The organism is Pantoea sp. S62, assembly GCF_016658625.1.
In the GTDB taxonomy this organism is placed as follows: Bacteria; Pseudomonadota; Gammaproteobacteria; order Enterobacterales; family Enterobacteriaceae; genus Pantoea; species Pantoea vagans.
On sequence record NZ_JACVVI010000019.1, the window covers coordinates 1 to 11,970 of the forward strand.

Annotated in this window: 11 protein-coding genes and 4 pseudogenes; 7 read left to right on the plus strand and 8 right to left on the minus strand. The window is 57.3% G+C overall.

What is annotated here, in order from left to right; genetic code table 11:
- The 5 genes and pseudogenes from IBT54_RS25275 to IBT54_RS21000 all read left to right on the plus strand — a co-directional run.
- A partial coding sequence (locus IBT54_RS25275; protein WP_236263584.1) for a hypothetical protein occupies nucleotides 1-239 on the plus strand: 239 nt, incomplete at its 5' end.
- Between the two features lie 112 nt (nucleotides 240-351).
- Nucleotides 352-801 carry a translesion error-prone DNA polymerase V autoproteolytic subunit gene (gene umuD, locus IBT54_RS20985; RefSeq protein ID WP_370585186.1) on the plus strand — a complete coding sequence of 150 codons (450 nt, stop codon included), beginning with the start codon at nucleotides 352-354 and terminating at the stop codon, nucleotides 799-801.
- 14 nt (nucleotides 802-815) lie between these two features.
- Nucleotides 816-1,043 (plus strand): annotated as a pseudogene (locus IBT54_RS20990) (DNA polymerase V subunit UmuC); the annotation flags it as partial.
- A 473-nt stretch (nucleotides 1,044-1,516) separates the two neighbouring features.
- The gene (locus IBT54_RS20995; RefSeq protein WP_201252928.1) at nucleotides 1,517-1,741 is read left to right on the plus strand and encodes a KTSC domain-containing protein; all 225 of its coding nucleotides are present in this window, start codon (nucleotides 1,517-1,519) and stop codon (nucleotides 1,739-1,741) included.
- Nucleotides 1,742-1,759: 18 nt separating this feature from the next.
- Complete coding sequence (locus tag IBT54_RS21000) at nucleotides 1,760-2,383, plus strand: DUF2913 family protein (protein WP_201252929.1); 624 nt, start codon at nucleotides 1,760-1,762, stop codon at nucleotides 2,381-2,383.
- A 752-nt stretch (nucleotides 2,384-3,135) separates the two neighbouring features.
- Here the strand turns inward: IBT54_RS21000 and IBT54_RS21005 are convergent.
- Nucleotides 3,136-3,318: pseudogene (locus IBT54_RS21005) on the minus strand (IS30 family transposase); the annotation flags it as partial.
- Nucleotides 3,319-3,520: 202 nt separating this feature from the next.
- Between IBT54_RS21005 and IBT54_RS21010 the strand changes: the two are divergent.
- Nucleotides 3,521-5,176, plus strand: coding sequence for a methyl-accepting chemotaxis protein (locus IBT54_RS21010; protein ID WP_201252930.1), 1,656 nt, complete (start codon nucleotides 3,521-3,523; stop codon nucleotides 5,174-5,176).
- Nucleotides 5,177-5,902: 726 nt separating this feature from the next.
- Here the strand turns inward: IBT54_RS21010 and IBT54_RS21015 are convergent.
- From IBT54_RS21015 to IBT54_RS21045, 7 genes and pseudogenes are all read right to left on the minus strand, one after another.
- Entirely contained in the window at nucleotides 5,903-6,205 is a 303-nt protein-coding gene (locus IBT54_RS21015) for a hypothetical protein (protein WP_201252931.1), read from the minus strand.
- Between the two features lie 119 nt (nucleotides 6,206-6,324).
- Nucleotides 6,325-6,606, minus strand: coding sequence for a hypothetical protein (locus IBT54_RS21020; RefSeq protein WP_201252932.1), 282 nt, complete (start codon nucleotides 6,604-6,606; stop codon nucleotides 6,325-6,327).
- 268 nt (nucleotides 6,607-6,874) lie between these two features.
- Nucleotides 6,875-7,030: pseudogene (locus tag IBT54_RS21025) on the minus strand (chemotaxis protein); the annotation flags it as partial.
- Between the two features lie 150 nt (nucleotides 7,031-7,180).
- Nucleotides 7,181-8,698, minus strand: coding sequence for a bifunctional diguanylate cyclase/phosphodiesterase (locus IBT54_RS21030; RefSeq protein ID WP_236263587.1), 1,518 nt, complete (start codon nucleotides 8,696-8,698; stop codon nucleotides 7,181-7,183).
- Nucleotides 8,699-9,299: 601 nt separating this feature from the next.
- A complete protein-coding gene (locus IBT54_RS21035) occupies nucleotides 9,300-9,482 on the minus strand; it encodes a hypothetical protein (RefSeq protein WP_201252933.1) in 183 nt (60 codons plus the stop codon).
- A gap of 315 nt (nucleotides 9,483-9,797) precedes the next feature.
- Nucleotides 9,798-9,959, minus strand: a pseudogene (locus tag IBT54_RS21040) (hypothetical protein); the annotation flags it as partial.
- A gap of 100 nt (nucleotides 9,960-10,059) precedes the next feature.
- Nucleotides 10,060-10,938: a LysR family transcriptional regulator gene (locus tag IBT54_RS21045; RefSeq protein WP_201252934.1), complete on the minus strand. Its 879-nt coding sequence runs from the start codon at nucleotides 10,936-10,938 to the stop codon at nucleotides 10,060-10,062.
- Nucleotides 10,939-11,034: 96 nt separating this feature from the next.
- Here IBT54_RS21045 and IBT54_RS21050 point away from each other — a divergent pair, with 96 nt between their 5' ends.
- Entirely contained in the window at nucleotides 11,035-11,922 is an 888-nt protein-coding gene (locus tag IBT54_RS21050) for a DMT family transporter (protein WP_201252935.1), read from the plus strand.
- Nucleotides 11,923-11,970: the final 48 nt, after the last annotated feature.

Genomic DNA, 11,970 nt, shown 5'->3' on the forward strand with positions numbered 1-11,970 from the left:
CACCTTTGCCGGCAGAAACTGCTTATGCGCCTTTCTCAAAAAAAGTGCGTGATTCAGGAATTCCACAGACAGATTACAGGGTGACTGAATCACCTCCCGGGAGCCCGGTGGAACCTTTATTCTGCCCGTTGTCTGACGTGATGCTGCTGAAAGTGCATGATGCTAAAAATTTTCCATTGATAATCAGCCGGATAAAACCGCATCTGAGTGATCCCCTGCTGCTTTTTCTTGCCAGATAAATTTCGCCCAATAATACTGTATATAAAACCAGTTAATTACAGAGGAGGAATTTATGCACCACTTACATACAGCACATATCCCGTCACCGGTATTTTCATCCCGGAGCGTCCTGTGAAACCCGCCGCGTACGGCTCAGGCCTGATGCTGCTCTGGCCCCCGGTTTTCACCCCCCGTGTACGCGTGCCCCTCTATGCAGATCCCTGTGCGGCTGGCTTTCCCTCGCCGGCCGCAGATTATGTGGAAAGTGAACTTGACCTCAACGAGCTCTGCATCCGCCGGCGCGCCTCCACGTTTTTTGTGCGCGCCAGTGGCAGCAGCATGCAGGAACTGGGGCTGTGTGATGGCGACGTCATGGTCGTCGATCGCGCAGAGGAGGCTTCGCACGGAGACATCGTCATCGCCGAGGTGAACGGTGAATTTACGGTCAGGCGCCTGCAGCTTCATCCCCGTCTGGCTCTCCTGCCGATGAACCCGGCCTACTCCGTCATTTATCCGGAGGAGCTGCAGCTGCTTGGCGTCGTCACCTGGTTCTTCAACAGTACAAAAGCGCGCAGGAGGTAGCTATGGCGCTGCCTATGTTCGGACTGGCAGACGTTAACTCGTTTTATGCGAGCTGCGAGTCCCTGTTCCGCCCTGACCTGCGCGGTAAACCGGTGGTGGTACTCAGCAATAATGACGGCTGCGTCATCGCCCGTTCAGCGGGCGCCAAAGCGCTGGGCATCAAAATGGGTGCCCCGTGGTTTCAGATAAAAAATGAAGGATATCCTGATAAGATTCATGTGTTTAGCTCAAACTACAGGCTTTAGTAAGTTAAGTGGAATGCAACATTAGCTGAGTAGACTTTGAGCAGCAAAACTGCTGACAGAGGTGAACGCAATGCTGACTCCACCTGATGAGCGAGTCCTGTTGCTGGCAGAGCGCTGGCTGAAGCTCTTATCCTGCCAGGGACGGGCGCAGGACACCCTCACCGCCTGCCGCTGTGCCCCACCATTATTTTGTGTTCTGCAGCCACCGGCAGCTATGAACACCTGGCTGCATTCATCAGTCCGTAGTTAACGGGCATGTATTTTCCGGCTGTCAGCAGATTCTGTCCTGGCCTCTGTAACCGGTGCTGCCTGACTCATGGTCCCCGGTTCCGGCGTCTCCTTCCCGGACTAAAGCATCCTCAGGTGAGGGGCGGGGGCTGCGCAGCCCCCGCCGTAACCCCCCGTTTTTTCAGTGCCGGACGTTTCTGCTACAGTAGACTTCCGGCATTACCGGCATAAGGGACGGTCCCATGAAGCGACACGACATGAATACCACGCTGTTCAGCAGCGCCGGATTTGATCCGACGTCCGGCGTGCTGGAGCTGGAATACCGCAACGGCAGCTGCCGCCGCTGGCTGGCCGTGCCCGCACGGGTGTATCAGGGGTTCTGCGCCGCCGCTGACCCCGATGCATTTTTTCGCGGCAGCATAGACGGGCGCTACCTGTCGGTGCGTGGTCAGAGCGGCCCGCAGTAAAACAGAGTAAGGAAGCGAATGAGTCAGGATAATAACCCGGTGGGGCACCTGGCCTGGTGCGGTCTGATTGCCCTTTATATGGTGCGGCAGGACCGCCAGGTGAGCACGCCCGCGCAGGAGACGCTGTTTCTGACGCGGTGGCTCGCCGTCGCTGAAAAACAGCGGCGCTTCAGTAAAGAACTGGCGCCGGACATCCGGTGGCTGCTCCGTGAGGGGCGCGAAAAGGGCGTACACGCTGACCTGCCCGGTAAGCTGGAATACCTCTGGCTTACGGGCAGCGACGCGCTGATGGCACAGAACGACCTGTCCCGCCTGCAGCATGCCCTTCAGGCGCTGCAGATGGCCGGCTGGGTTTACAGGCTGCTTGATGAAGGTCAGTGGCAGGGCCGGAAAGCGCTGCGGCTGAACCCGTCCGTATCGGGACTGTATCTGCATAAGAATTCCCTTCACGCCGGGTTTGACCCGGCCGGCTTTCAGGCGGCCGCCCTCCCCGTCCGTATCACCGGCGACCTGAGTGCCCTCGACTCCCTGCTGCAGCGGTCCGGCTGGCGGCGGGAACCGGACGGCAGTGACCCGCTGCTTTATTATCTTGTCGCGCAGAGCAGGGAGTGTGAGGACACCACAGGCAGGCTGACTCCGTAAGCCTTTCCTGCTGTTCCCTCACGGCTGCGCTTATCGTCTGCGCGCGGGCCGGTCATCATCCTGCAGGTACAGATTTCTGTCACATAGCGGCCCGTGCGTGCCGCTCAGGGGATTCACCGCATAATGAAAACAGCACATCTGACAAGATAACCTGACGCATCATTATTTATAACCGGTACTGATGTGTCGCTGTCAGTAAAGCACCTTCATAAACCCTCCGGCGTGTATTCTTCGCCGGACCTGATTGCCTGATGTTTTGAACCGTCTGTATCCCGGTATATCTTTAGTGCTTATCCGGAACGCCCTTCCCGGATGCGGGTTCGGGAACAGGCCGGTTAACCCTGCCCGTACTCTGTATAAATGTGGACCTGTTTTAAACCGGAAGTACCCTTCCATCCTGTTCTGAGTTAAATTTTTAAGGGCCGAATGAAATTATAAAACAGGGCTTTCTTTGACAGTTAATACAGCAGCCGGGAATTGTGCGCAGAAAATCAGGCAGATAGCCGGAATTTATCAGTGCGGCGGAAACCTGAAGGATGCAAAGCGCAGTGTCGACCTCGCCCTCCGTGAGCTGGGGTACCTGAACCGGAAACAGCCAGAGTTGCAAATCATCAGCTGGGAACAGCTGCGTTTATCGCTGGCTTCATACCTTAACTGCTGCAGTGATATACGCTGGTTAACCGTCATCAAATACGCCAGAGCAAAAGCAGGTTCACGCCGGGCTGCCGCGGTTCACAACCTGAAAAAAAGGTTAACCGGTGCCGCGTTCGCGCAGGGGGGCGGTATCCGCCAGTCTGATGGATAGCGGGCATGACAGAAGAATGGTATCTGTCGAACATTCTGGCGATATCATGCAGGGAATTACCTTGCTTATACCTGTCCCGGATGATCGCCTTTTGTTCCGGCAGGTAGTAAATGCGGGTTCTTCGCTTCATGGCAACGTCCTCCCTGATTAAGGATAGCGTTGTGCCGACCCATTGAACTCCCGGCCGGGTGCAGACCTTTTATTTACCTCATTGCATCATTATCCCTGTTAAAAATAACTTTCCCTGTTTTTCTGCCGATATATATGCTGCAGGTTTTTATTATTTTCAGATTTCACACAGTATCAGTCACTTACAATGGCAGGAATGACAGATGACGATTACACAGCGCTTGCTGCTCACCTTTTCACTTCTCTCCGCTGCGCTGGTCGCGATGGTCATCGTGGCCGTTATGGTAGCCGGCGGTTTTCAGTCCCGCTTTCAGTATGTGCAGGAAAATACCATAACCTCCCTGCTGGACCTGGGAAAGCTGACAGACGGCAGTAATTCCCTCATTATCTGGCTTTACCGGCACCAGAGCGCCACGGAGCCCCGGCGGCAGGCTGAGGTCGAAAAGAAAATTGATGAAACTATCAGTAATATCAAATCGCTGAACCAGTACTATCTGAATCACGACGTATCGAGCGAAGAGGACCGGCTGCTGACCGAAGCGGCTTTCTCCACCATTAAACAGATTGAATCCTCGCTGCCGGCCTTTCTTGCCGGCTCACGCGCGCAGAACGACGCCGTTGCGCTGGGCGCGCTTCAGGGCAACGAAGGCATTGGCGAAGCGGCCCGCCAGCTGATTGCGGGCTACAGAAAACAGCTCCAGCTGAATGTGGACATCGGTAAAGCCCTGCGTCAGGAAAACGACCGGACTTACCAGGTGACGCTCTGGGGCCTGCTGGGCGGCTCAGCGCTGGCCATTTCAGTCCTGGCTTTCTTTGCGCTGAAAACCGTTTTCGCCATCCGGCGCCAGCTTAACGGAATGCGTCAGACCATGGAAACCGCCAGCGGGCGGCTTGACCTGACCCTCAGAGTGGACGAGTCACGGCGGGATGAAATCGGCATGACCGGGAAAGCATTTAACCAGCTGATTGAAAACGTCTCGGCCTCGCTGTCGAAAGTGGAGGCCTCTGCACAGTCGGTCAGCTCCGCTTCAGCGCAGATATCTGCCGGAAATGAGGACCTCTCCTCCCGTACGGAAGAGCAGGCGGCCTCACTGGAGCAGACGGCTGCGAGCATGTCCGAACTCAGCGAAACGGTTCGTCAGACGGCAGAGAACACGGTTCTCGCCAGCCAGCTGGCGAAGAACGCCCGGGATATTTCAGAAGACAGCGCCGGCCGGGTGCGCACGCTGCTGGGCACCATGGGTGACATCAGGGGAAGCTCTGCAAAAATCACGGATATTATTGCGCTCATTGAAGGGATTGCGTTTCAGACCAACATTCTGGCCCTGAACGCCGCCGTCGAGGCCGCCCGGGCCGGGGAGCAGGGTCGTGGCTTTGCCGTGGTAGCCGGTGAGGTCCGCAGCCTCGCACAGCGTTCATCATCCTCGGCCCGTGAAATCAGGGAGCTGATTGAGTCTTCCATAAGCTTTGTGGAAGCCGGAGCAGCCCAGGCGGAGGGCGTGGGTGACAATATGTCCCGCATGAACGATGCCGTGCGGCAGGTGACTGACCTGGTAGATGAGATATCTGTCGCCGCCCGTGAACAGTCTCAGGGGATCGAGCAGGTTCACCTGGCCGTAAATCAGATGGATGACGTGACGCAGCAGAACGCAGCGCTGGTTGAAGAGGCCTCAGCAGCATCATCTTCACTGATGGAGCAGGCGGCGTCGCTGAACCGGCTGGTCAGTACTTTTACGCTGACTCCCACTTCAGACCCGGCAGGCACTGCGCGCGCTGACGCAGTCAGTCCGGTACGGACGGTGGCAGTATTACGTTTCGCTCCGGCCGCTGCAGGTGATGATAACTGGCAGAGCTTCTGAGAGAGACGTCGGTTCTCTTCGGGTCAGGGCCGGAGCGGCGGCGCCCGCCTGCCCGGCAGCACATCAGTATTAAGAAAACTTTTCTATTCATACAGCCGGGAAAAAATAGTGCCGGCCGGGCTCATGCCCGCGGCAATCCGGCCGATAACGGTTATGTCCCCCTGCAGAGACAGATGACGACCCATTGAGACCCCTGAACGTATTCGGCTCCCGGACGGGGGCCTTTTTTTCGCCTGCAGGCGCACCCGGCTTGCGAAACCGCCCTTATTTTTCCATGCTGAAGGTGTGCCGTTCCACTGCCGGAGCCGGCACGTCTGCCGTAAACTGTGAACGTTTTTTGTTCAGCCCGCTTAAAGATGGCGGTTTTTTTTTACGGGTGAAATTCCGGTGCGTCAGGCCTCAGGAACCGTCGTGCCGGCAGATGAGAGGAGGGAACCGGGCATGAGAACCCCTTTTTTAACCGTTCACGCCTGCTGTCGCGGCGATTTTTTTATGATCAAGACCGGCCGGCGGCTCCGGCTGACCGCGATAAAAGCAAGCGTCACCGCATTCTTCTTCGTACCGCCGTGATGGCGTTTTTTTGCCCGCCATTTCGGCGGGGAAGACCGTCTCATAACTGAAGTGTGCCGCTGTGCGGCACAGGAGCGGAACGGCTCTGTCTCAGCTTCTGTCCTGATGCCTGGCACGCCGCGGGGTGCCATATTTTATTCTGCCCGCTGCGCGGCCTTATTCGTGGACGAGGTGGCTGAAGTTCTGGAACGACTCTTCCACGATGACGTTAACGTGACAGAACACCTCGCTGTCCGACTGACGGTCGTAGCGGAAAAAGCGAGAGACCACCACCCCCCGGAACGAGGAGAGGCTGCCGTCCTTTGCGGGATCGCCGCCGATTTCCACGAAATCGCCCACGCCGGGAATAAACATCACCGGCGTTTCCTCGCCTGAGCTGCTGATCACGTTGCCGGCCGGAACCGGTTTTTCATTTCCGCGTGGTTTGTACTGAAAATCAATGCTGTAGGTTATTTCCAATCTGGCCTCGTTCTGTGCTGTTGCCCGGAACGTCCGTGTAAGTATTTACGTCCTGACAGCCGTTATTTTATCAGAGGTAAAAAAGAAGCATAAGCAGCGGGGGTAAGGAAAATTCAGGTTTACGGCCTGATACTGCGGATCAGCGCCTGCAGGTGTCGATCATCACGATGCCGGCGCGCCCGCCAGGCGGACGTGGCTTCCTGAATGGCCATAGTCCTGAATACCCAGAGCGCACGTGCAAGCCCGGCAACGTGATAAAGGCGGTTTCTTTCGGGCAGGCTTTTGCTGCCCAGGGTCCGGCACATGCTGTCCAGCAGCGCGGTGACGTCGGCGGTACGGCGTTCGTAATCGGCGTAAATATCGTTGCCGTCTGAGGTGAGGGCGCGGGATGAATCCGGCATCGGTTGTCTCCTTCAGCATCTGAAACTACCGGTAATTATAACAGCCCGGCCTGTGTGCCCCCCATCTGCACGTCAGCTGCTGCGAAAAAAAGTTCATCGCCCCTGATGCATGTCAGGCCGTAGCCGGCGCGCCTGCGGTATCCCGGCCTAATCCCCTGTGCCACGAGGATGTTCCGGCAAACGGAACCGGCCACAGCTTCCTGTCCGTCCTGCCTGCTTCAGGGCACTGATATCCGGCTTTCCATTAAATCGTGAATTTTTCACCGGTATCCACGACCAGGGCAAAGCGCTTCATCTTCACGTCGACGGTGTCGTTCATTCCCTCCGTGGCCTGCCTCAGGGCGTGAACGGCAATGCCCGTGCACAGGATAAAAAGCAGAATAAGCAGGCCAAAGCCGGCGCTGAGGCGCGTTGAAATTTTCATCAGTTCTCCGGAAAACGTTCGTTTGATGAACGGGTATCGGCAGAAAGCGCGGTTTCAGGAGGGCGGAGCGCAATTAAATTGCGTGCTATATAAAATTCAGGGGCTGCAGCATACCGTTCTGGCGCATCGCATATCTGATGTGTTTTTAAGTTATGATTTTTTTATGCCCGGATAGCCCGCCTCAGTCAGGCCGGCGGCACGCTCTGCCGGAACGGGCTGGCTGAAAAGGTAGCCCTGGCCGTATTCACAGCCTCTTTTCCGCAGCCATTCCAGAGTGGCTGCATCCTCAATCCCCTCCGCCGTCACCGTAACGCCCAGCTCCTTACAAAGTATGAGCAGGGTCTCAACTACCTTTTCCTTCTGAGGGCTGTTTATCAGGTCAGAGATGAACGAGCGGTCAATCTTGATATGGGTGATACCAAGCCCCAGCAGGACCGACAGGTTGGAATAGCCGGTGCCAAAATCATCAAGCACCACGCCGGTGCCGGATTCTTTCAGGGTGCGGATAGCCCGTCGCGCATCTTCCGATATCGTCATCACGTTCTGTTCGGTAATTTCAAGCTCTAACCTGACCGGTCCGGCATGCTGCATGAGGCGGCACAGGCATGCCGTCAGCGCCGGCTTAAGCAGTTGCTCCGGTGTGATATTCAGTGCCAGATGAAGGCCTGCCGGCCATCCCGGGGTCAGCGGGACGACGGCCTCCAGCAGCCGGGCGGTCAGCGTGTCCATGAGTCCCAGTTTCTCCACTACGGGAAGAAATACGTCCGGGGCAACGGCCCGTCCGGAAGCATGAGTCCACCGCGCCAGTATCTCAAACCCCCTGATGCGGCCCGTCTTAAGGCAGACCAGCGGCTGCAGAAAAGGTACGATGTCGTGATTTCTGACGGCCATGGCAACGTCATTCTGTAACCGCTCCCTGCGCCGGAACCGCTGCTCCAGGCCGAGCGTAAAATGAACCACCGGGTGCGCCGTATCCCTTTTCGCCTCATACATGGCAAGGTCGGCCGCCCGCACGATGTCATATCCGGCGCTGCAGGCAGGGCTGGCGACGCCCACGGACAGGCTCAGGAGCGTTCCCGGTCCGGTCCGAACGCCCGCCGCGCGGCTGATAAGGGTGCGGGCTGTCTCAGTTGCCTCATCCGTGTAAGAATGTCCGGAGGTAACAGCAAACTCATCACCACCGATGCGGAATACCTGCGTTTCAGGCCCGGCGAATTCAGTCAGCAGCCGGGCCAGAGCGATCAGCACGGCGTCACCCTGCTGATGACCGTGAAGGTCGTTAATGCTCTTGAAGTCGTTAATGTCAATCAGGGTGAGGGTGTAGGGTGTCCCGCCAGCGTCAAGTTCAGCCAGGCGGATGCTGAACGCCCTCCGGTTACCGGTACCGGTCAGCTCATCCGTTCCGGCAAGCAGGAGGGCACTTTTCTCTGCTGCGAGACTTTTGCGGAGGAGGCCGGCGATGAGCAGGCCCGGGATTATCATTGCCAGCCCGGCAAAGACCGTGGACGTCAGAATAAATCTCAGCCTTTCACTCGCCTCAAAGCCAGCGTCATAGCCCAGGCCAAGTACGCCCGAAACAGGCTTTTCCAGCCCGAATTCCCAGAGAGAGGAAAGTAAAACAATGGTAACCATGTTTATCATGGCCAGCCGGAAAAGCTTCTGTCGCATCCGGGGACTCCCGTCAGTATAATCAGTGAGCATTGTGCTGCTTTTAAGTGAGTCCAGATCGGGACGTGCTTCCCGCACAATACCTGCCTGCTGTCAGAAATAACCCGTTATTTATCCTAAACTGAGCATGAGAATGTAAGCGGATGAAGCCCGTCACCGGTTACCTGCTGTTGCCCGGTCCCGGAAAGAGTGGCTGTACGGGCACCTGTAGTCAGCGAATAAACCCGAAAAGCAGTCAGAAGCGCATACAGACTTATCGGCTTCGCGCGCTAAAATAACAGGGCCTGTCCATAATATTCCTGCGCTGCGGGTGCCTGACCGCGCAGCAGGTGAGAGTCACCTGCAGGCAACGCGTCGCCGGATCCGAGTTCAGTTGCCATAATCTGTCCCTTACAGGAGGATGCGGTACCGGAGGCGCACGCAGAAAGTCAGGAGAAACCCGAAGGCGAAGCTGCTGCGGAGAGGGAAAAAAGAAGGCCCCGTTAAACGGCTTAATCAGGGGAAAGCATGCTCGTATCGTGTTGCGTCACAGGAATTGCGGCCGACATGCGTTATTGCCCGGTACCGTAATAATCCTGGCGGCAGTGGCATTTTAAAGGCGTCAGCGATGCATATGTTTTTCTTCCAGACGCGCCACGTCACGCTCTGCGTCCTCAATTTCTGACAGCATCGAGGTCAGAAACGTCGCGCTTACTGAAGGATTAAGGCAGGCGCGCCGGTAGCGCAGCCGCAGTGCAATAAGACGAATCAGGGACTCCCGCCAGGGCGTTGCGCCGGACACCATAGTCACTTCCTCTTCATCAGTTTTCTGCTGACACCGCCTTTGCGGGTGCCAGCGGCACGTACTTCTGCGCGGTTTTTCCGGCTGATTCCTGTGAGACACTCATCAGGCGGGGTTCACGCAGGTGGACTTTTAACTTCTGCCCCTTGCGGACGGGCCTTCCGGTACCTATAGCGGCTCGCAATCGAAATTCCCCTGACTCGCAATCAGCGCAAATTTTGGCTCACAATAACTGCAACTGAAATCAGGCGTGAACTCACATTAAGTGACAATCGACCCGCATTTATCCTGCCCGGTCCGCAATAAATCTCGCCGGGCTCACAGTAACTGCAAATAAACATCGTCATACCGGCAGCCCACTGCCAGCATTCTGTCGCGCAGTTCCGCGGTGCGGACAGGATCCAGCTGATTGTTAAATAACCCCCCTGATTTCAGAAGTTCTGCATCAAACTGACCCACCATGTCTTTCAGCCGGTTACCTGCTGATAAGTTCAAGACTGAAATAACCGGCTTGGCGCGGCAGAAAAAAACGGAGCAAAGGATACGTGACGGACATGAATCAGGCCTCTTTAACCGGTTTTCAGCCCGTTCCGGCCTGCAGTCCCTGAAGGAGAAAGTCAAGCAGAGACGCCCCGGATACACGCCCTTCCTGCACCATTGCGGTGGCGTACAGCCCAAACTCAGCCTGCGGAAGCCCGGGAAAACCCGCCACGTCTGAACTGACTACGTGAATGTTACCGGAGGCGGTGTTAAAGACGGGCAGGACGGCAAGCCCCAGCCCTGCTTCAGCCGCTGACAGTATGGCGGAAAGGCTTGTGCTGCTGCAGACAACCTTCCACTCAATGCCGGCGCTGAGTAGCAGCGAGTACAGCTGTTCCTGCCAGGCGCATTCGCCCGAATAAATGACAAGAGGAACCGGGCGGCGGCTGAAGAAGTTTTCCGTACCCGTCCCTGCCGCCCAGCAGAGCCTGTGCTGCCAGCGAAAGACGGGGGTGGCGTGGATCAGGGACGGATCGCCGATAATGATGTCGGTGGTGCCCTGACTGAACCGCTGCCAGAGCGCCCGGCTGCTGTCTATCACAATATCCAGCGCCACACCGGGATGACATACCGAAAACTGACGCAGGGTGCTGAGAAGATACCCTGCCGCGATTTCCTCCGGCATGCCAACCCGCACCGTTTCCGCTGCTTTCACGGCGTTCAGGGCGGCGCGGGCCTCTGTTCCCGCACTCAGTATCCGGTAAGCATAGCGAAGCAGCGTCCTGCCGGCGGGTGTCGGCTTCACACCGCGTGATGAACGCTCAAGAAGCTGATGGCCGGTATCTTCCTCCAGCCTGCGTAATGCCATACTGACGGCAGCCTGCGTGCGGTGCAGACGCACGGCCGCCTCACTGACGCTGCCCGTTTCGGTGACAATCACAAAGGAACGCAGAAGCTGGCTGTCAAGGTCCGGACTCATAAATATTCCTGATAGGGGTTTAAAAACAACTGACTGCCCGGAGGGGGCAAATGTCTCTACCATAGCCGCATGTTACTTTACCCGGTGAAGACATAAATGCACGACAAATCCTGTTCAGACACCGCAGACGCCCCGGCATCTTCAGCACGGCTGTCCGTCCTGCTGGCCCCGGTTTTCTGTGTAATTTCCATGTTCAGCATCCAGCTGGGTGGGGCTCTCTCGCGGCCGGTCCTGGCCGGTTACGGTACCCTCAGCACCACCTGGCTGCGCCTCTGCGTGGCGGCGCTGATACTTCTGGTGATTGTGCGCCCGTCGTTCCGCCGCTGGACGCGCGCGCGGTGGCGGGTGACCACTGCGCTGGGTGTGGCCATGGCGGGAATGACGTACTGTTACTTTGAGTCTGTTCAGCATGTCCCTATGGGACTGACGGTCGCGATTAACTTCATGGGACCGCTTGTGGTGTCTGTGGCGGGAGTCAGGCACCTGCGCACGCTCCTGTGGCCTGCGCTGGCTGCGCTCGGGGTGGTCATGCTGGCGCGTCACGACGGTGAATGGGCGGTGGATGACCTGCGAACACTCCTGTACCCTGCCGGGGCGGCTGTCTGCTGGGCACTCTATATTATTCTGATGAAACACACCGGCGGGCAGTCTGAGGGGCTGGATGGCCTGACGGCATCAGTTTGTGTGGCGGCGCTGGTCTTCACGCCGTTTGCCCTGATGCAGGGCGGGGGCCATATTACTGCCGGGTTGTTTTTTGATGCTGCCTGGCTGGCGCTGCTCGTGCCACTTGTCCCGTATGTACTGGAGCTGACTGCACTGAGGCACATGACGTCCTCTTCTTTTGGTACCCTGATGAGCGCGGAGCCCGCCGTAGCGGCGATGACAGGTTACTTCTTACTGTCGCAGTCGCTTGGTGCGCTGCAGACAGCAGGGGTACTTTGTGTCGTTGCGGCCAGCGCAGGAGCCGTGCTGCAGAAACAGTGACCCGGCAGTTCACAGGTTACGTGTAACGACCCTATACCCATTTCGCCG